16 protein-coding genes are annotated in these 19,727 nt (G+C 74.3%); 6 read left to right on the top strand and 10 right to left on the bottom strand.

All coding sequences use genetic code 11. The annotated features are described in order from the left end of the window. Positions 1-216 precede the first annotated feature (216 nt). A complete protein-coding gene (locus ABD644_RS19480; protein WP_344690706.1) occupies positions 217-564 on the bottom strand; it encodes a hypothetical protein in 348 nt (115 codons plus the stop codon). Between the two features lie 421 nt (positions 565-985). On the opposite strand from ABD644_RS19480, the gene ABD644_RS19475 reads away from it, so the two are divergent. Then, positions 986-2,305 carry a UDP-glucose dehydrogenase family protein gene (locus tag ABD644_RS19475; protein ID WP_344690705.1) on the top strand — a complete coding sequence of 440 codons (1,320 nt, stop codon included), beginning with the start codon at positions 986-988 and terminating at the stop codon, positions 2,303-2,305. Between the two features lie 6 nt (positions 2,306-2,311). Here ABD644_RS19475 and ABD644_RS19470 read toward each other — a convergent pair whose 3' ends face one another. Continuing rightward, the gene (locus ABD644_RS19470) at positions 2,312-3,070 is read right to left on the bottom strand and encodes a hypothetical protein (RefSeq protein ID WP_344690704.1); all 759 of its coding nucleotides are present in this window, start codon (positions 3,068-3,070) and stop codon (positions 2,312-2,314) included. A 105-nt stretch (positions 3,071-3,175) separates the two neighbouring features. Between ABD644_RS19470 and ABD644_RS19465 the strand changes: the two genes are divergently transcribed. Next, complete coding sequence (locus ABD644_RS19465; protein WP_344690703.1) at positions 3,176-4,123, top strand: lysophospholipid acyltransferase family protein; 948 nt, start codon at positions 3,176-3,178, stop codon at positions 4,121-4,123. 56 nt (positions 4,124-4,179) lie between these two features. Further along, positions 4,180-5,259: a glycosyltransferase family 4 protein gene (locus tag ABD644_RS19460; RefSeq protein ID WP_344690702.1), complete on the top strand. Its 1,080-nt coding sequence runs from the start codon at positions 4,180-4,182 to the stop codon at positions 5,257-5,259. Here the strand turns inward: ABD644_RS19460 and ABD644_RS19455 are convergent. Next, positions 5,245-8,385: a hypothetical protein gene (locus ABD644_RS19455; protein ID WP_344690701.1), complete on the bottom strand. Its 3,141-nt coding sequence runs from the start codon at positions 8,383-8,385 to the stop codon at positions 5,245-5,247. The genes ABD644_RS19460 and ABD644_RS19455 overlap by 15 nt on opposite strands. A gap of 195 nt (positions 8,386-8,580) precedes the next feature. On the opposite strand from ABD644_RS19455, the gene ABD644_RS19450 reads away from it, so the two are divergent. After that, positions 8,581-9,273 (top strand): SGNH/GDSL hydrolase family protein, encoded by a 693-nt coding sequence (locus tag ABD644_RS19450; RefSeq protein WP_344690700.1) that lies wholly within the window; start codon positions 8,581-8,583, stop codon positions 9,271-9,273. A gap of 6 nt (positions 9,274-9,279) precedes the next feature. Here ABD644_RS19450 and ABD644_RS19445 read toward each other — a convergent pair whose 3' ends face one another. Next, on the bottom strand, positions 9,280-9,516 hold the full coding sequence (locus ABD644_RS19445; RefSeq protein ID WP_344690699.1) for a hypothetical protein: 237 nt from the start codon (positions 9,514-9,516) through the stop codon (positions 9,280-9,282). A 457-nt stretch (positions 9,517-9,973) separates the two neighbouring features. Continuing rightward, positions 9,974-10,384, bottom strand: coding sequence for a hypothetical protein (locus ABD644_RS19440; protein WP_344690698.1), 411 nt, complete (start codon positions 10,382-10,384; stop codon positions 9,974-9,976). 113 nt (positions 10,385-10,497) lie between these two features. On the opposite strand from ABD644_RS19440, the gene ABD644_RS19435 reads away from it, so the two are divergent. Both ABD644_RS19435 and ABD644_RS19430 read left to right on the top strand, forming a co-directional pair. Next, the gene (locus tag ABD644_RS19435) at positions 10,498-10,719 is read left to right on the top strand and encodes a hypothetical protein (RefSeq protein ID WP_344690697.1); all 222 of its coding nucleotides are present in this window, start codon (positions 10,498-10,500) and stop codon (positions 10,717-10,719) included. A gap of 431 nt (positions 10,720-11,150) precedes the next feature. Next, positions 11,151-12,362 (top strand): HNH endonuclease, encoded by a 1,212-nt coding sequence (locus tag ABD644_RS19430; RefSeq protein WP_344690696.1) that lies wholly within the window; start codon positions 11,151-11,153, stop codon positions 12,360-12,362. An 85-nt stretch (positions 12,363-12,447) separates the two neighbouring features. Here ABD644_RS19430 and ABD644_RS19425 read toward each other — a convergent pair whose 3' ends face one another. From ABD644_RS19425 to ABD644_RS19405, 5 genes are read right to left on the bottom strand one after another with little or no spacing between them, the layout of a single operon-like run. Continuing rightward, positions 12,448-13,740: a lipopolysaccharide biosynthesis protein gene (locus ABD644_RS19425; RefSeq protein WP_344690695.1), complete on the bottom strand. Its 1,293-nt coding sequence runs from the start codon at positions 13,738-13,740 to the stop codon at positions 12,448-12,450. Then, complete coding sequence (locus ABD644_RS19420) at positions 13,737-15,227, bottom strand: hypothetical protein (protein ID WP_344690694.1); 1,491 nt, start codon at positions 15,225-15,227, stop codon at positions 13,737-13,739. The genes ABD644_RS19425 and ABD644_RS19420 overlap by 4 nt, the downstream gene beginning before the upstream one ends. Further along, positions 15,191-16,231, bottom strand: a complete 1,041-nt coding sequence (locus tag ABD644_RS19415) for a YveK family protein (protein WP_344690693.1) — start codon at positions 16,229-16,231, stop codon at positions 15,191-15,193. The genes ABD644_RS19420 and ABD644_RS19415 overlap by 37 nt, the downstream gene beginning before the upstream one ends. After that, positions 16,228-17,340 carry a glycosyltransferase gene (locus ABD644_RS19410; protein ID WP_344690691.1) on the bottom strand — a complete coding sequence of 371 codons (1,113 nt, stop codon included), beginning with the start codon at positions 17,338-17,340 and terminating at the stop codon, positions 16,228-16,230. The genes ABD644_RS19415 and ABD644_RS19410 overlap by 4 nt, the downstream gene beginning before the upstream one ends. Next, positions 17,337-19,646 (bottom strand): glycosyltransferase, encoded by a 2,310-nt coding sequence (locus tag ABD644_RS19405; RefSeq protein ID WP_344690690.1) that lies wholly within the window; start codon positions 19,644-19,646, stop codon positions 17,337-17,339. Before ABD644_RS19405 ends, ABD644_RS19410 begins: the two co-directional genes overlap by 4 nt. Between the last annotated feature and the right edge of the window lie 81 nt (positions 19,647-19,727).

The following is a 19,727-nucleotide window of genomic DNA, read 5'->3' as shown; positions in this document are numbered from 1 at the left end:
GCTCGTCGTCGGGCTCGGCCTCGTGGGTGCGCTCAACGTCGGCGTCCGTCCCCGTGGGAGTCTCGACGGAGTCGCTGTCCGCGGTCCCGCTGTCACGCCTGGGCGCGCCCGTTTCGTCCGTACTCATGAACGACCCCCGTCTGCGGCGTTGACCGGGCCGAGGATACGGGTCCGGACCGGACCGGAGGCGGCGCGCTCACCCCGCCGGGGGAGGCGTCAGCCGATGCCGGTACGGCGGATCGGGTCGGTCTGGCTGCCGGACTCCTGCGCCCTCGGCGCCCCGGGCCGCGCCACCGGGATGCCGGGAATCGTGGGGGCGTCGCCGGTGGAGGGGCGCGGTGCGGGCGTCGGCGGGGCGTCGCCGGCGGTGGCCGGGAACGGGAGCACCGTGCCCGCCGGGGACCCGCCCGGCTCGGTTGCCGGGTCGACCGCGAAGTTCGGCTCGTCACGCTCCGCCTCAGCTGCGGCCCTGGCGTCGGCCAGGCGCACCGAGCGCCCGATCAGCACCGCGATCAACGCGGCAAGCAGCAGCCAGCCCGCCCCGATCACCAGGACCCAGGTCATGTGACCTTCTTAGGGGACGGCCGGATCCCTGTCGGGCTCCGGCGCGGTCGTAGGGTGCCGAAAACCATTGAACGCCTTGGTGCAGCCGTCCGGTTCCCCCAACATTGGTGGATCATGCGTGGCCGGTGTGACGGATGTGCCGTCCGGGCCCGTCGAGCCGGGCTTTCTCGTTCCGTTGGCGTGGCGTGCTGCGGGGGCCGTGCGCGAGCCGCTACACACCGGTAATGAACCGGTCCGTCCCAGAGCGGCGCCGGTCGAGCTCGACACGACGCGGACGGTGCGCGGTCTTGCGTGGCTCAGGTCTCCGGCCGTCGTGCGCGCAGGGCCACCCAGCACCCGGCTGTGGCTTACCGTCGTTGACCGGGTGTACGAGCGGCCGGGTCGACGCACCCGACCGGAGCACAACGAATGGAGCACGTCCGTGAAGATCTCGGTCATCGGCTGCGGCTACCTCGGCGCCGTCCACGCCGCGTCGATGGCCGAACTGGGTCACGAGGTCGTCGGCATCGACGTCGACCAGGACAAGGTCGAGTCCCTGTCGCAGGCGAAGGCGCCGTTCTACGAGCCCGGCTTCGAGGAGCTGCTGGGCCGGACGCTGGCCACCGGGCGGCTACGGTTCAGCACCGACTTCGGCGACGCCCGAGGCTCCAAGGTCCACTTCGTCTGCGTGGGCACGCCACAGAAGCGAAGCGAGTACGCCGCCGACCTCCGGTTCGTCGAAGGCGCCACCGAGAGCCTGCTCGATGTCCTGGCGCCGGGTGACCTCGTGGTCGGCAAGTCCACCGTTCCGGTCGGGACGGCGGCACGCCTGGCCGACCTGGTCAGCTCCAAGGTGCCCGGCGCGATCCTCGCCTGGAACCCGGAGTTCCTGCGCGAGGGCTTCGCGGTGCAGGACACCCTCGAGCCCGACCGGCTCGTCTACGGCATCCCCGACGACGTCGACGGCGAGACCGCCCGCGCCCTGCTCGACGAGGTCTACGCCTCCATCCGAGAGCGGGGCACCCCCCAGGTCGTCACCGACTACGCCACCGCCGAGATGGTGAAGACCGCGGCGAACTCGTTCCTCGCTACCAAGATCTCGTTCATCAACGCCATGGCCGAGCTGTGCGAGGCCACCGGCGCCGATGTGAAGCAGCTGGCGGACGCCATCGGCTACGACGACCGCATCGGCCGCAAGTTCCTCAACGCCGGCCTCGGCTTCGGCGGCGGCTGCCTGCCCAAGGACATCCGCGCGTTCATGGCCCGGGCCGGCGAGCTCGGCGCCGACCAGGCACTGACGTTCCTGCGCGAGGTCGACAACATCAACATGCGGCGCCGGATCCGCATGGTCGACCTCGCTCGCGAGGTCTGCGACGGCTCGCTCGTAGGCAAGCGGGTCGCCGTCCTCGGGGCGGCGTTCAAGCCCGACAGCGACGACATCCGTGACTCGCCGGCGCTCAACGTGGCCGCCCAGCTGCAGTTGCAGGGCGCCGTCGTGCGGGTGACCGACCCGGCCGCGGTGGAGAACAGCCGGCGGCTGTGGCCGCAGCTCGACTACGCAGCCACGCCCGAGGAGGCCGCCGAGCGCGCAGACGCCGTGCTCGTGCTCACCGAGTGGAAGCAGTACCGCGAACTCGACCCGGCCGCCTTCGGCAAGGTGGTCAAGCAGAAGCGCGTGCTCGACGGGCGCAACGCCCTCGACCGCGACGCGTGGACGGCGGCCGGTTGGAGCTACCGCGCATTGGGCCGCCGACACGGCTGAGGCGCGTCAGACCTTCAGGTCGAGGCGATCCGGCTGCTCCAGCACTTTGATGGGAGCGGGTTCGACGCGCTCGCGGAGCAGCCCGATCACGAAGGCCGCGAGCACGGCCATGACGGCCAGTTCGCCGCCGTCCTCGAACGCCCCGGCGACGGGGCCGGCCACCGGCAGGCCGTCGAGGAACATCGAGTGCAGTTGGTCGAACACGATGCCGAAGAGGACCAGCGCACCGAGCAGGACGCCGAGCGCGGCGCTCAGCCGCCGGGTCGGGCCGTCGCTGAGCCGGTGCAGCACGACGACGGCGAGCAGGGGCAGCAGCGCCAGGACGGCCCACACGGCCAGTTCGCCGACGTCCTGCGCCCGGACGCCGAGGATCTCCGTCGGTGAGCCGAGCAGCCGGACCAGGATCCGACCGCCGCGCTCGTGCACCATCATCTGGTCGTCGAGCAGGATCAGCGCGAACGTGGCGGCCCAGGCGTGCAGCACCGGCCGGGAGCGCCGCCGGCCCAGGACGACCAGCCCGACGATCCCGATGGTGAGCAGCGCGTAGCCGTACAGCTCGGGAATGCCCCGGTCGCGTTCCACCGACCACTCCGACGTCGCCAGCCACTCGGCTGCTGCCGGGGTCCCGCTCGCGCCGCTCCACAGGTGACGGGCGAGGAGCCCTGCCACGATCCCGAGGAAGAGGATGAGGGCGACCGGCGAGCTGCGCCGCAGCGGCTCGGACCAGTCCCCGACCCGGTACGGCCGGGTACTGCTCGACGTCATTGCTCAACAGTGACCGACAGGGACCCGCCCGCACCACACCCGTTGGGGGCACGGGTGACCCCTGAACGGGGTCGGCGGGCACCCGTCCGGCTTACGTTTTCTCCCATGAGCTCGGTCGACGAGGTTCTCGAGGTCGCACAGCACGACGATCTGCTCGTGCCGCGGCCCGTGCCGTGGGGCGGCATCGTGGCCCGCCTGCGCGCCAGTTCCGGGCTGCGCCGGCTCGTCCCGGCCCCGCTCGCGATGGCCGTGCTCGACCTCGGGCAGCGGCTCGCCGTCGCCCGCAACCCGAAGCGGCTGGAGACCGGCCGCGCGGCCATGCGCGCCGTCGTCGGCAACACTCCGCTGGAGGGCGACCTCGAGCGGCTGGCCTTCCGGCACCTGTGCGCGTGGGCCCGCGGCTGGGAGCTCATGTGGCGCCCCTGGCTGCTGGCCAAGATGCCGGTCGAGGGCCTCGAGCAGCTCGACGGCATCGAGCCCGGTCGCGGCGTCGTCTTCAGCGCACCGCACTTCGGGCCGCTCGTCGGCATGGCCGCGCTGCCCCAGCACGTCGGCCCGATCCACGCCGCGGTCGGCGAGCACCAGGTCACCGGTGACCTCCCGGCCGGCTACAACGGCTACCAGATCGAGCAGGTGCGCAAGATCGTCGGCCGGTTCGGCTTCGTCCCGGTGCGCGCCATCGGCTCCGCCCGCACGTTCACCACCGTCCTCAAGGAGGGCGGCCGGGTGCTGATCAACCTCGACGTCCCCGGCAAGACGCCGGTGCAGTTCCTCGGCAAGACCGTCGAGCTGATGAGCGGCACCGCGCGCCTGGCGGCGAGCACCGACGCCGTCGTCGTCCCGGTCGTCCCGCTGCCCCGCGGGCACAAGTGGTACGTGCACGTCGGCGCCCCCCTGGACCCGCGCGACTTCCCGTCCTGGGAGGACCTGCTGCAGGCCGTGGCCACCGCGGTCGAGGAGCTCGTCCTGCGCGCCCCCGAGTACCTGGAGGACCCACTGCGCGACGGCGGCTGGGCCGCCGCCGACCGCGACGGCTGGCGGAGGTCGGCCTGACGACGGCCCCGGTCCGCGCCCTTCTCGTCAACGAGAACATCGGTGGCCACGCCACCGTGCACCACCACCTGCGCACCATCGCCGCGGACCGCGACGACATCGACGTCCGCATCGTCGACGTCCCGCCGCCGTCGTTCTGGCGGAAGGTCGCCGGCGTCGCGGTGCCCGGTCTCAGCCGTCTGGACGCCGACCTGCGGGCCGCCCGCTACCAGCTCGCGCAGTCGGCGTGGGTCGCCCGGCAGCTGCCCGGGTGGCTGGCGGGCAACGGCTCCGGCCCGGTCGACGTCGTCCACTTCTACACGCACAACGCCGCGCTGCTGGCCCGTCGCGCGCTGCGCGGCACGCCCTACGTTGTCACGCTCGACTCCACCAACGCGCAGAGCAACCTGCTGCACCCGGCCCGCCGGCCCACGCGCTTCACGCCGCTGAACACCCGCATGACCCACCGGTTCGAGCGGGGCGTCTACGGCCGCGCCCGCACCGTGGTGGCCAACAGCCGGTGGACGGCGGACTCGTTGGTCGGTGACTACGGCCTCGATCCGGCTCGCATCGAGCTGCTGCCGATGGGCGTGCCGGTGCCGCCGCTGCCGGCGCGGGTGGCCCAGGCCGGGCTGCCGCGGGTCCTGTTCGTCGGCCGCACGCTCGCCCGCAAGGGCGGCTACGACCTGCTCAGCGTGCACCGCCGCTGGCTCGCCGACCGCTGCGAGCTGGTCATGGTCACCACCGACCAGGTGCCGCCGGCCCGCAACGTCACCGTGGTCGACGACGCCCGGCCCGGCGACGGCACCGTCGACCGCCTGCTGGCCTCGGCCGACGTCTTCGTGCTGCCCAGCCGGATCGACCAGTGGCCCAACGCGGTCATGGAGGCGATGTCTGCGGGCGTTCCCCCGGTCGTGAGCGACGTCGGCGGGATGCCGGAGATGGTGCGGCACGGCGAGGCCGGTGTGGTGCTGGCCGACGGCGCCCCCGAGACGCTGCGCGACGCGATCCTCGGCCTGCTCGACGACCCCGCCCGCCGCCAGGCCCTCGGTGCGGCCGCCCGCCGCCGGGTCGAAACCGACCTCGACGTCCGCCGGACCGCCGGCCGCCTGCTCGACGTGGTGCGCGACGCCGCCGGGACGTCACCCGCCCCCTGATGCGGTGTCTTCCCCGAAGCCGTTCTCCATGCAGGTGCCCCGCAGGTGCGGCAGGTCGGCGAGATCCGGATCGGCACACAGCACGCTGAGCAGCGGGTGGAAGTGCTCCTTGACCTTTGTGGGCTCGCGTCCGGTCCGCTCCGAGTGCCTGATCAGGTAGAACGCAACGGCGCGCTGCCGGTCGGTCGGGACGTCGGGTGCCCGCCGGTCGACCAGCGTCGTCACCAGACGCAGGTACGCGGCGACCGCGTTCCGGTCGCGGGCGTGCTCCTGGTACCAGTGGCCGAGCGCGGCGTTGGCCTCCTCCCGCATGCGCAGGTCGACGCGGCGGTCGATGCCGAGGACGTTCCCCGAGTACCAGCCCGCGGCTGCCAGCTCGTCGAACGCCTCCAGCCCGCGCCTGTCGACGACGCGACCGACCACCGCACGCACCAGGTGCTGCCAGAAGGTGTGCACGTAGGGACGCGCTGAGTCGGTGTCGTCGGCCCGGCGGGTCGAGGGTGCGACCGTGACGGTCTTCAGGAACTTCTCGACGTTCCTCAGCCAGGCGAAGCAGTCGTCGCGGAAGATCTCCAGGGCAGGGGCGGTCACCGCGCCTGCCGCGGCGTCCGCGGCGTCGGCCAGCTCCGTGCCAGTGAGCCGCCCGAGGACGGCGGCGTAGTTGTGCGTGGTGCAGAGTTCGAGGTCGCCGACGATCCGTCCGATGACCCATTCCAGGTAGGGGCCCAGGCCGAGGCCGCCGATCCGGGCGTAGGTGCGGGAGACGACTGCCAGGCGCTGCTGCGCCTGCCAGTCGACCGTCTCGGCCCCCGCGAGCAGGCGGAGCAGGGCGAACCACTCCCGCTTGCCCGCCGGCTCGTGTTCGTGATGGGCCAACCAGCCGGCCACCGCCCCCTGCGCGGCCGGCGGAGACCCGACGGCGGCGAGCCAGGCCGGGGGCTTCGGGGCGTCCGGGTCGTCGAGCCACCGGGTCCAGACGTCCTTCTTGGCGCGCGGGGAGGCCGGGCCCTCCGCGAGCAGCCGGAGCCCGATCTCGCAGACCGCTGCGTCGAGCGGCTCACCGGCGGCGCCGTCGGCGAGGAAGGGGCGCGCCGCCGAGAGGAAGGCCTGCGAGGGCACCCGGTCGCGTTGCGCCGTGTCCGTCAGGGGCCGGGCGATGCGGTACGCCCACAGCGGCGCGAGCCGTGGGGTCACTATCTCCTCCGGCAGGTCCAGTTCCGCGTCGCCCTCCGACGTCACCTGCAGCACGCCGGCGTCGCTGAGGCGCATCAGCAGCGCTCGGGCCGAGGTGGGCCGCTGCAGCAGCGCGGCGGCGTCCGGCCGCTTCAGCACGCCGAGCACGTCGCGCAGCGGCGCCGTGCGGGGCGCCCCCGCGGCGTAGTGGCGGGCGAGCAGGAGGACGACCTGATCGAGCGCGTCGGTCTGCTCCCGGTCCCCTCGGCCGAGCGCCACCTTCCGCCGGTCCCAGAAGCGCCTGATCACCGCGCCCGCGTGGACGTCGACGACCGCCGGGTGCTCGTTCCCGGCGCCGTCCGGGTCCGGGTCGACGTGCAGCCACGCCACGAGCGGCGCGCTCAGCAGCGTGGTCTCGTAGCGGAACGAGGCCGGGTCCCGGCCGAGCTCGGCCAGTTCGGCCCGGATCCCGGGAGGCCCGTGGTCCTCGAGCAGCTGGAGCCCGATGGACTGCCGGACGTTGGATGCGTCCAGGTCGAGCCATTCCTCCGGCCCGGGGTCCATGACGCTGGCCCAGACGTAGGCCGGCCAGAAGCGGGCGCGCGACCGGTCGTCGGACAGCAGGGCGTGGAACCGGCTGTGCTCCGCGGTCAGGGTCCATCGGAGGCGGTCGTGGGCCGTGGCGGCCGCGATCGTGTCCTGGAGGTCGTCGAGGGCACCGGCTCGTCCCGCGCACCACTCGTCGGCGTCGTCCAGCAGGAGGTGCAGGTCCGCGCCGAGCACCTGGTCGAGGAACCGGCCGAGGTCTTCCAGCGACGCGAACGGCCGGGCGAAGAGCCGGCCGGCGCCCGTGAGTACGTGCGCCTCGAGGGAGGTCTCGGCGGGCGCCGGGCGCAGGAACAGGGCGAAGTCGCCGTCGGACACCGCGGTCTCGGCCAGCTCGGTGACGAGTCGGCTGCGCCCCGACCCCCAGCTGCCCACGCAGGCGAAGCAGGCCCGGAACCGTGGTTCGTCCACTTCGCTCCGCAGCCACCGCAGGTCGGCGCGGAGGCCCAGGAGTTCGCGCCGCAGGGGCCGGTCCCCGTCGTCCTCCGGGTCGAGGTGCGACAGCGCCGTCCGGACCGCCGCCAGCATCGCGCCGAGCGGCAGCCGACCCAGCCGGACCACCACCGACACGAACGTGCCGCTCGCGTCGAAGCCGTCGAGCGCCGCGGCGTGCGCCCGCAGCTCCGGGTGGTTCCGTGCCGAGACGGCCAGCGCGGCAACCCGGTGACCGACGCCGTGCCGCCAGCTCGCCGTCCCCGCGTAGTCGGCCCACTCCGTCAGGGCCGACGAGTTGATGAGCACGCGATCACCGGCGTCACGGTGCCGGCGGCGGGCGATGTCGTTCGCGATCCGGTTCCGGGCCGTGCGGGCGATCTCCTCGCCGTCGGCCTCCGGTGATCGCACGAGTGGGGTGATGGCCGTGAACCGGCGCTGGATGACGAGGTTGGCCAGCTTCGAGCCGTCCTCCTCGGCCGCGAGCTGGAGCTTCCTCGGCAACCTGGTCAGGAACTCGTCGAGCACCATGGCGACGTCGACCGGGACGGTGCCGCCGTCCACGTAGACCTGGAACGTGTCGGCGTCGAAGTCCGGGGAGTCCCGCAGGACGTCGAGCAGCCGACGTACGGTCGCCGGCCGCGCCTCGGCATCGAAGACGTCGTCGGTCGGGCCGGTCTCCGCGGCGCGCGACAGGCTGTAGAGCAGGGTCGCGGACAGGTGGCCGGCCTGCTCCTCGTCGACGCCGTAGGGCTCGAGCAGGTCGAACACGACCTGGACGAGGGTGCGTTCGGTCACCTGGGCCGCCGCGTTGACGTGCGCCGGGCCGAGTACGGCCTGTGCCACCTTCTTGCCCAGGGGTTTCAGGAACGCCCCGAGCAGCCCGAACAGCATCTTGGTCCAAGGTTCCGGCACTGTCATGCGTCCCCCAGGTGCCCGTCGTCCGGATCGACGGTGGCCGTTGCGGTCCCGGCGGGCTCCGGAGGTCAAGCTTGGCGGACGTTCGACCGATCGACGCCGTCCCGTTCCTTCTTGACGAAATGGTGACGGTGCGAACCACGGGGCACGAACCGCGCCCGTGCAGCCGGCACACGACATAACGTGCCCGCCGTGCTCCGACCGCCCACCACGCGCCGCGCCAGGGTCGCCCTGGTCGCCGGTGCCGTCGCGGCCGCCGTCCTCGTTCCGGTCGCCGTCGGGCGGGACGGCGCCTCCGCCGACGGCGGTCCGGTATTGGCGGTCTACGGCGACAGCTACAGCGCGGGCGGCCGGCAGGGCGGCAAGGGCGACGACGGCTGGCCGGCGATCGTGGCCGACCACCTCGACGCCGACCTCCGGCTGCACGCGGCCGGGGGCGCCGGCTACGTGAACGGCAGCCAGGCCCGCGACGAGACGTTCCTCGACCAGGTGCAGTTGCATCCCGAGCCCCAGGCCGACGTCGTCGTCGTGTTCGGCAGCCGCAACGACCGCGAGCTCCCGGCGGCGGAGATCAAGGCGCAGGCGGCGGCCATGTACGACGCCGTCCAGACGGCGTCGCCGTCGGCGACGGTCGTGGTCATCGGCCCGCAGTGGGACGACGACGTCGCCCCCCGGGAGATGTACGTGACCCGGGACGCCGTCCGGTCCGCCGCCGCGTCGGCCGGGGTGCTGTTCGTCGACGCGTTGCAGGAGGGGTGGCTGTTCGAGCGCCCGCAGCTGATCGGAACCGACGGCGTCCACCCGAACGACGTGGGGCACGCCTACCTGGCGTCGCTGATCGAACCGCTCGTGCGCGACGCCCTGCTGGGGGCCGGCACCGCCTGAGCCGGCTCAGGTCGTCGCGTGCAGCGTGATCATCCGGTCGACGACCTCGACCCAGGCGGCGCGCAGGTGGGTCGGCTGCTCGCCGACCAGGCTCGCGACGGCGGCGACGGTGCTGCGCCCCTCGGAGACGATGGCGTCGAACGCGAGGTGGAAGAGGTGGTCCCGGACCTCGTCGAGCGCCAGCCCGGCAGCCAGCACCGGCTGGATGACCCAGTAGGACTGCTCTGACGTGAAACCTCCCACGAGCATTCTTCGCGCTGCACCGCCGATCCGGATGCGTGACTGCCCTGGAGTCGGGCAACTTGCGGCGACGCGCAGGTCACGTCAGTGAGCTTCCCAACAGCGCGTTTGCCATCTGTTCACCTTCGCCTCCTTGCGCGGCCATCTCCCCGACAGGGATTCTTCGCCTCGTGACCGGAGATGTCGTGGTCCTGGACCGCGCTCGGCGTGACGCCGACCGAGTTGTGCTGTGCCGGTGCGGTGGCGCCGGCCGGGTGATCCATGAGCCGGTGCCCGGCGACCCGGACCACTACGTCCGCGCCGGCTTCACCTGCACCTGGGACCGTCCCGGCCCGCACGAGCCCCTCCTGGCCCCCCGCCGCAGCTAGTCCGACGATCGGGCTTCGGCGGCTGCTGTGCTGACAGGTGCCCGCCGAGCTGCTTCCCGACTCGTCCCCTGTGCCTGCCCGGCGGGTAGGGCTCACCCGCTTGTGCTGAGCGCGTCCAAGAAGCGGTTGCGAATGTGGCTGCGCTGAAGATCGCTGAGGCTGTTGGGCAGCGCGCTCCACGGATGAGCCCACATCCATGCGCCGTCCTTGCGAACGAGGACCACGTTGCTGCGGGCGTGGTCGTCGCCCTCGCTCGCGTAGACGAACACGGGAATGAGCCAGCGGGCGCCCCTGCGGCGCCTCACCGAAGGATGTATCCGCTGGACCTGTTCGAGGTCAGAGCGTGGCACCCATAGGGACTGGGCCGCGGGGACGAACTCTCCGACACACTGGTCGACGAAGGCGTCGAGGACCTCGAGGGTGCTTGAGAACGTGTGACGGGCCGCTGCGGCGGCCTCTGACGCAGCATGCTGCCGGGCGCGCACCTCCTCCTCCATCGACACGACGGCCAGCCTATGGCCGGCAATGGTCGATGGAGGGCCACGAGGATCACCGTCCCGTTTGCCGATTGTGGGCAAGTGAGCGCAGTGTGACAGTCCGGTCAAGGGGGTGGACGGTGACGATCGTCGAGACGGACGCGCTCAGCCGGGTGGTGCTGCCGGGTCACAGCAACCAGCGATTCATCCTGACCGAGAACTCCGACGGCAGCCTTCTGCTCCAGCCCGCCCGTGTGGTCACCGAGGCGCAGGCCGAGTACGAATCGGTCCCGGAGCTGCGCGCCCTGCTCGCCCGCGCCTCCGAGTCGCGCACGGTTCACCGGGTTCGGCGTCCGGAGTGACCGACGGCGCCTCCTCCGAGGTCGCTGACCAGCGGCCGGACGGTCTGAAATGAGCTGGACGGCGACCTGTACGACGCCGTTCTCGATGCGCGCGAGTTGATCGTCCGCATCCCGGCGCATGCCCAGGCCCAGTCGACGCGATCACGACCACCAACGGCGTCCGATGTCGACTCCCCGTCGCCGGGCAGTCTTCGGTGTTCTGGTCCGCCGAGGGGTCGAGGCTCGAACTCGTCCTTCCGCACCCGTGAGTGGCGGCGTCCGCGCCGGCTTGACCCGCCCCGGTGCCTCGCGACTGACCATGCCTGGAGGTGAGGCGTCAAGCCTCATCACAAATCTGTGGACAGGGCTCTGACCTGGGGATTCATGCTGCACGGGCCGCTTCGATGCGATAGTCTTCGAACACCTGATCGAACGGTGTGGCGGAGGTTGTGGTGGGCGAGCTGGAGTCGGCCCTGGACGCGCTGGGCGCCCTGGCCGCCGATGACCTGTTCGAGCATTCCGACGCCGATCTGCTCGACCGCACCCGCGCCCTGCTGCGCGCCCGCAACATGCTCGACGCCGAGCTGGCCCGCACCGTGCGCCGCGCCGAGCTGGCCCAGGCCCCGGAGCGCGACGGGCTGAAGAACATGAAGTCCTGGCTGCGCACCCACGGCCGGCTGGCCGGGTCGGCGGTCACCGCGCTGGTCACGGCCGGCCGGGTGCAGGAAGCGTTGCCGGCGGTGGCCGCCGCCTGCGCGGCCGGGCAGGTCACCGCCGACCAGGTGGAGCTGCTGGCCAAGACCTGCACCCCGCAGGCCCTGGAGCAGGCGGCCGCGGCCGGGGTCGACCTGGCCGCGATCGAGGCCGCGCTGGTCGCGGTCGCCGTCAGCGCCCCGCACCGGGACCTGCAGAAAGCCGTGGCCGCCTATCTGGCCGCGCTGGACCCCGACGGGCCCGAGCCGGACCCGACCGAGGGCCGGTCACTGAAGCTGGTCCAGCACCCCGACGGCAGCTGGACCGGCCGGTTCGACCTCGACGCCGTGGGCGGGGAGAAGGTGGCAACCGCGCTGGAGGCGATCGCCGCCAAGGGGCGCTGCGCCGGCGACACCCGCACCCGCGACCAGCGGCTGGGCGACGCGCTGGTCCAGCTCGCCGACAATGCGCTGGCCGCCGGCGACCTGCCGGTGCTGCGCACCGTCAAGCCGCACGTCGGGGTACTGATCGGCGTGGAAGACCTGGTCGACCCGACCGAGGGGCCCGGCGCGGCCACCACGAGCCTGGGGGCGGCGATCTCCGCGGCCCGGGTGCGGATGCTGGCCTGCGACGGCAGCGTCACCCGCATCGTCATCGGCCCCGACTCGGTGCCGCTGGACCTGGGCCGCACCCAGCGGGTGGTCCCGCCGCACCTGCGCCGGGCGGTCGACGCCCGCGATCAGTGCTGCGTGTTCACCGGCTGCGAGGCGCCGGCCTGGTGGTGCGACGTCCATCACGTTCTGCATTGGGTCGATGGCGGAGAGACATGCCTGGAGAATTCGGCCCTGTTGTGCGAACGGCACCACACCAAGGTCCACCACGGCTTCACGATCGAACGAGACGACGGCCGATGGCGCACCTACCGGCCCGACGGCACCGAGATCGTGCTCTACGAGCCCCTGCTGACCTGACGCTGCGCAGGGCAGACGGCGCATCTGTCGCCGGACATTCGAGAGATGTGGTGGCCCGGGGGAAGGAACGTGCCCTGGGTGACCGTCAGGCGTTGGTGCTGGGAGCAGGTGCCGCCTCGCCGGCCCCCGGCACGCCCGGCCGCAGCAGGTCGCGCAGGCCGACGAGCAGCAGCACGACGAGCACGGTCGCGCCGATCGTCGTCCCCAGGACGCCCGAGAGCGCGTCCGGCCGCCAGGCCATCAGCGCGATCGTCGCCCCGATGCCGGCCACCGTGCCGCCGACTGCCGAACCGGTGAGCCAGCGCATCTGCCCGCGCGCCAGGAACATCGTGAAGGCGACGTAGGAGACCAGGATCGGCAGCGCCGAGAGCGCCACCACCCGCACCGCGGGCACGGCGTCGGCCCAGCGCTCACCGAACGGGATGGTCGTGATCGGCCCGGCCACCAGCCAGCCGACCACCGCGATCACCAGCCCGGCCAGCGCCGCCAGCTTCAGGTAGTGCCGCGCGGCGCGGCGGAAGGCCACCGGGTCGGCGGCCAGCGCCGAGAGCCCCGGCACCAGCCCGAACCCGGCGGTGTGCGCCACGGTCACCCCGGCGTCGAAGAACCGGGTGGCGACGACGAAGGTCGCCAGCGCCCCCACGCTCCCGGCCGCGCCCACGACCAGCGTGCCCTGGCGCCACAGCAGGATCACCGCGGTCGACGCGACGGCCATCCAGAGCCCCTGGGTCAGGAGCTCCCGCGCCAGCACGCCCTCCCGCCGCCGCGGTCGCAGCAGCGCGACGCCGACCAGCAGGACGGCGACCTCCTTGAGCAGCACCACGAGCAGCAGGTCGGTCGCCGAGCCGCCGGCGATGATCACGACCGAGCCCACGGCCACGAGCGCGACCGCGGAGCCGAACTGCAGCGCCCCCTCGAGCAGCACCCGCCCGGTGGCCCGCAGCACCTCGGCCCACAGGTTCACCAGCCCGCCCGCCAGCACGAACAGCACGGTCAGCGCGAGCGCCGAGCCAGGCACCTCCGCCGGACCCCACACCACGGTCAGCAGCACCGTCGCGGCGGCCGCGGCCACCACCGACACCACCTGCGGGCCCAGCGCCGCACGCAGCGCACCGTCGGCCGGCATCCGCCCGGCGGCCACCTCGCGACCGGCCACCGACGCCACCCCGAGGTCGGTGAGCATGGTGACCAGCGTCGCCGTCCCGAGCAGGTAGCCGTAGACCGCGACCGTCTCCGCGCCGGTCTGCCGGGCCAGCACGATCACCAGCACGATGCCGACCAGCCGGCCCATCAGCCGCGACACCATGGCCGCGGCCAGCCCGACCTTGGCCAGCCGGCGGGCGTCCTGCTCGGCGATCGGTGCGTCGGTCAGCGTCATGGCTGCTCCTGGGTCCGGACGGCGCCCAGCAGCACGCCGAGCACGTAGAGGGTGAGGAAACCGGTGGTGTAGCTGGCCAGCGAGGAACGGCCGATCCAGTCGACGACCGACACCGCGAGCACGCCGAGCGCGGCCCACGCGGCGCCGTCGGTGGGGTCGAGGCGTACCCGCCGCACGAGGAAGACCGCGGTGGCGGCCAGCGCCGTCAGCAGCGCGGCGCTGCCGACGATGCCGACGTCGGACTGCACCTGCGCGTAGCTGGAGTCGAGGAACGCCGGGTTGCCGGCGAACGCCGCGTCCGGCGCCGAGCCGTCGAACTGCGGCGGGCCGGTCACCGCGACCTCGGTGCGGGTCGAGCCGGTACCCCGGGCGCCGACCCCGTTGCCGACCACCAGCGAGTCCCAGCCGTCGACAGCCAGTGCCCACGCGTCGGAGCGGCCGTTGAGGGTGAGCAGCAGCGGCTCCTCGGGCGCCCCGGGCCGCACCGCTGACGTCGTCGTCGCCAGGAAGAACACCCCGGCCACCGCGGCGACCGCACCCAGCGCCGCCGCCTCCCGGGCGAAGCCGCGCTTGACGGCGTAGACGACCAGCAGCAGGCCGGCCTGCAGCATCGCCGTCCGCACGCTGGTGGCGCCGAGCACGGCGACCGCCGACGCAATCAGGACGGCGGCCTGCCACCGGGACGCGACGAACAGCGCCAGCGCCAGCCCGAGGACGGCGAGGGCGGCGAGCTGGAACGGGTCCTCGAAGGTGCCCGAGGTGCGCACCCCGCCCCCCGACGTCGACCGCACCTGCGAGCCGTACTCGTAGCCCCACCAGCCGTAGATGAGCGACGCGGGGCCGGCGATCTGCTGCGCCCACGCGAACGCCGCCTCGAACGGGAGGACGACGACCATCGCGCGCACCAGGTGCACCAGCGTGGCCCGCGGCGCGAGCAGCGCCCCGGCCAGCAGCAGCGCCAGCACCTCGACCAGCAGGCGGGTGCCGAAGATCCACGAGGTGCCGTGCGCGCCGGCCGGGTCGAGCGCGTAGAGACCGACCAGCACCGCCAGCGCGGCCGCCGGGAGGGCCAGCGGGCTCAGCCGGCGCAGCGTCGAAGGGCGCTGCCGCACCGCGACCAGCGCGAGCACCACGAGCAGGCCGACCAACGCGTCCTTGAGCACCCCGATCGTCGGGTCCAGGCGCAGCCGCAGCTCCGCCGACGTCGAGAAGACCAGCACCGCGGCCCAGGCGGCGAGCTCGGGCCGGCGGTGCAGCAGCCAGGCCCCAGCCAGCGCCACCGGCGCCCCGACCAGCAGGCCGAGGGCGAGCACCGGGGGGTACCCCAGCGCGAGCAGCGCGGCGGCGGCCGCGACGACCAGCAGCCCTCCGCCGACGGCCACGCGGACCAGGCCCGCCCCCGGCTCCACGAGGGGAGCGGGGGCGGGCGTGGTCCGCGGGCCGAGGTCGATCACGCCGGGACGACCACCGCGTCGACGGCCTGCCACGGCGCGAGCAGGGTCGCCGCGTCGGCCAGCGCCCGGCGGGCGGTGCCCCGCGGGGCCACCAGCACGACGGCGGCCACCTGGCCCGCGGCCGGCCGCGGTGAGAGCACCACGCCGGCCGGGTCGGTGGCGGCCACCACGCGCGAGGCCTCCGACCCGTCGGCGCTGCGCTTGCGCGCCCACTCGGCGAACGTCTGCGCGGCCTTCTCGGCGTCGGCGTCCACCGGGACGATGAGCACCGATCCCCGCGGGCGGTCGTCGAGCAGCCGGCGGACCAGCCGCGCGGCCTCCGGGCTGCCGCCGTCGCCGAAGCCCACGGCCGGGCGCTCGACGATCCGCTGGGCCACCCGCGGCTCCTCGATGCCGGGCCGGGCGAACCGGGCGCCGATGACCAGCAGCGCACCCGCGGCCAGGCCGACGATGCCGAACGCGGCGACCGTGGCGTAGGCGGGGGAGGTCTGCTGCGCGTCGCCGGTGGCCAGCGCGACCAGCGGCTGCACGCCGCGGGTCAGCACCCGGGCCCGCTGCTCGATCAGGGCCTGGAACTCGCCGTCCTCGCCGCCCAGGCCGGCGGAGCTGGTGGTGATCCGGTCCTCCAGCGCGTCGATCATCGCTGCGGCCACGGCCTCCGAGGTCGCCTCCGCCGTCGCGGCGTCGGTCGCGGTGGCGGTGATCGACACGGCGTTCGACGACGACGACGGCGTCACGACGACGGCGCCGGCCAGGGCGGCGCCGTCCCGGCCGTCACCCAGGTCGTCGGCGGCGCGGTCGAGCACGTCGCGGGAGCCGGCCAACGTGGCGGCGTCGGCGACGTCGGCCGAGCTGACCGTGCTGCTCTGCCCGGTGAGCAGGAACGACTCCACCGACCAGAACCGGACCAGGACGTCGGTGCTCGCCTCGAACTGCTCGCCGCGCGAGTGCTCCAGCGCGTACCCGCCCCCGGCCCCGGCCAGCGCCAGGCCGACGACGAGGACGGCGGCCGCCCGGCGGGACAGGTTGAGCTTCACGAGGAGGTCCTCTCGTAGGTGCGGTCGGCGCTGGTGAGGTCGTCGAAGAGCGCGCCCACGCGGGCGGCCCAGAGGTCGAGCGGGTAGACCCGGCGGGCCCGGTCCCAGCCGGCGGGCCCCCACTGGGGGTCGGGGGCCGTGGCGTCGTCCAGACCCTCGAGCAGGGCGCGGCCGAGCGCGTCGCCGTCGTGCGGCGGCACCAGCCGGCCGGTCACGCCGTCGTCGACCATCTCCGGCAGGCCGCCGACGTTGGTAGAGACCACGCCGCGCCCGGTGGCCATCGCCTCGAGCGCCGCGTATGGGAAGCACTCGACGGCGTAGGAGGCGAGCACCAGCAGGTGCGCGTCGCGCAGCAGGTCCTCGGTGTCGTCGCGGACGCCGAGGAACTCCACCGACTTCGCGATGCCGAGTCCGACCGCCTTGGCCTCCAGCTGCTCCCGGCACGGGCCGTCGCCGGCGAACCGGAGCCGGGCGTCGGGGTGCCGCTCGAGCACAGTGGGCCAGGCCTGCAGCACCAGGTCGTGGTCCTTGTCGGCCCGCATCGCGGCGACCATGAGCACCGTCGGCGGTCCGGCGGGCAGCGGCGGCGGCTCGGCCGGCACGGCGACGGCGTTGGGGACGACGCTGATCCGGTCGGGCGCCAGCCCCAGCTCGTCGGCCAGGTAGCGCACCTGGGTGTGGCAGACCGCGCCGTACCGGGTGACCGCGCCGCCGGTCAGCCGCTCGAAGGCGCGCTCGCGCAGCCCGCGGTGCCCGATGTGGCCGTAGGTGTGCTTCCAGGTGATGTTCGGCAGCGGCCGCCGGGCCAGCGCCCGGCGCACCGCCGTCTCGGCGAGCACGTGGTGCGCGGAGACCAGCGCGGGCGCGATCCGGTCGATGGTCCGCCGCACCGCGGCGGCCCCGGCCGGCACCGAGCGCAGCCCGCCCGGCAGCGGCACGACCTCCACCGGCACGCCGGCGGCCTCGAGGTCGGCGCGGAACGGCCCGTCGGCGAAGGCGAGCACGTGCGCGGTCCAGTGCGCCGGGTCCAGCGCCGTCGCCAGCAGCACGCCGTGCCGCTCGGCGCCGCCGCGGGCGAGCGAGGGCATCACGATCAGGACGGTCCTCACCGGCGGGTCAGCCCCTGGATCGCGCCGGCCAGCTTGCCGAGGTCCTTGGTGGCCAGGGCGACCGGGAGCAGGGCCACGGCCCGCGCCCCCGCCCCGGCGCGCAGGGCCCGGGCGACCGGCAGCGACAGGTAGGCCGCGGCACCCAGGGCGAGGGCCGCCCGGCCCGCGGGCCTCGTCGCCAGCAGCGGGGCGGCGACGTAGGCCAGCCCGCGCGCGCCGTCGCGCACCAGCAGCGCGCGGTTGCCGCCGTCGGTGCTGGCCCGCCCGTAGCTGCGGTACATCCGCCATGTGGGCCTAATTCCGTCGCGCTGGCCCCAGTCGACGAGCGCGTCGGTGGTCGCCTCGCACCGGCCGGTCCGGGCGACGGCCAGGCCGAAGGAGACGTCCTCGCCGGTGGGCAGGTGCTCGGGGAAGCCCCCGGCGGCCTTCCACGCCTCGCGCGTGAACGCGACGCAGCGGCCGACGGCGAACCGCGGGTCGAAGCCGCTGCCGAACAGCCGCGTGTAGGCGCGCACGAACAGGCTCGGCCGCCGCACCTCGCCCGGCTGCGGGTAGCAGGCCAGGGCCTGCGCGAGCTCCATCGGGTTGCGGGCGCTCGCGGTGTAGACGCCTGAGACCAGTGCCGGGGGATCGGCGACGGCGAACGCCCGCCGGAAGCCGTCGACGAAGCCGGGCTCGGGCACGCAGCCGGCGTCGGTGCAGGCGATGATCTCGTTCCTCGCCACCCGGATGCCGTGGTTGCGGCCCGCGGAGATGCCCGCGCCGGGCACGACCTCGAGCCAGAGCTGGTCGTTGCGGGGGAGGGCCTCGATGCTGCCGTCGGTCGAGCCGCCGTCGACGATCACGAGCTCGTCGCCCTCGGCGAGCTGCGGGAGCAGGTCGTCGACGAGCCGGCCCAGCGCCGGGCCCTCGTTCAGCACCGTGACGACGACGCTGACCCGCGGGCCGCCGGTGGTGTCGGCGCCCGGCCGCCGGGCGGCGCGGGCGAGCTGCTCGCCGTCGGCCGCGCCGGTGACGATCGGGGCGCCCAGCGCGCGGGGTGCGGCGCCCGGCGTGCCCTGCCACCACACGGGCACACCGAGCGCGGAGAGGACGGCGGCGCGGACCGAGTCTCCCGGCCGGCCCCCGCCGACCGCGGCGACGTCGACGTCGGCCAGGCCCCCGCCGAGGAGCCGGCGGGTCAGCGTGGGGACGCCGACGATGCGGAGCGGGCGCTTCTGGTCCCGGCTGGTCACCGTCGTCACGACGTCCTCCCAGTTCTGCAGCGTGGTGCGCAGGTCGGCCACCTCCAGTGCCCGTCGGCGGGCGGCGCGGCCGTCGGCGGCCGCCCGGTCGGGATCGGTGAGCAGGCGGGCGAGGCCGGCGGCCAGGCCCGTGAGGTCTCCGGGTGCGACGAGGGCGCCGGTGTCACCGAGCGCCGTCGCGACGCCCTGGACGTCGAAGCCCACGACCGGCCGGCCCATGGCCATCGCCTCCAGCGGCACCAGCGGGCCGCCCTCCCAGCGGGAGGGGAGGGCCACGACGTCGGCGGCGGCGTAGAAGTCGGCGGGGTCCTGGGCGCCGGCGAAGTGCACGTTGGGTGGCGCGGCGGCCTCGAGGGCCGCGCGCTCGGGGCCGTCGCCGACCAGCACGAGCCGCGCCTCGGGGACGGCGTCGAGCACCTCGGCCCACGCCCGCAGCAGCAGGTCCTGGCCCTTCTGCTCGGCCAGCCGGCCCACGCAGACGACGGTCGGGGAGCCGTCGAGGCCCAGCCGGGCGCGCGCGGCGTCCCGGTCGCGGGGCGCCAGCGCCTCGACGTCCACCCCGTTGAGGACGACGACGCTCCCGGCGTGCACGCCGTGCCGCCGGCCGGCGGCCTGCTCGTCGTCGCTGACGCAGACGACCAGGTCGGCCCAGCGCGCGCCGATCACCTCCCAGCCGGTCGAGAGCCGGGCCAGCGGGCCGCGGACGGCCTCGAAGCTCCAGGCGTGCGGCACGAAGACCGTGGGGCGGCGGCCGCGCACCGCGAGCCGCCCGGCGAGCCCGGCCTTGGCCGAGTGCAGGACGACGACGTCGGGGTCGGTGGCGGCGACGATCCGGGCCAGCCGCCGGGTCTCGGCGAGGACGGACGGGCCGGGGGAGCGGGTGGCTGCCCAGGCGTGCACCGTGGCGCCGCGTGCCTGTGCCTCGTGCGCCAGGCCGGGGCCGGGCGGGCAGGCGACGTGCACGTCGTGGCCGCGCGCCACCTGGTCGGCGACGAGCGACGCGACGACACGGGGGACCCCGGCCTCCACGGGCTGGCTGACGTGCAGCAGTCGGAGGGCCACCCCCCATCGCCTCATTTCACCGTCGTGGCTGATCAGATCCGGGTCAGCGTGAGCGGGAGGGGGGTGAACTGTCGTCCCTCG

It is taken from the genome of Blastococcus jejuensis, assembly GCF_039534705.1.
GTDB lineage: Bacteria > Actinomycetota > Actinomycetes > Mycobacteriales > Geodermatophilaceae > Blastococcus_B > Blastococcus_B jejuensis.
The sequence above is the reverse complement of the archived record's forward strand: the minus strand, read 5'-3'. Positions and strand labels throughout refer to the sequence as shown.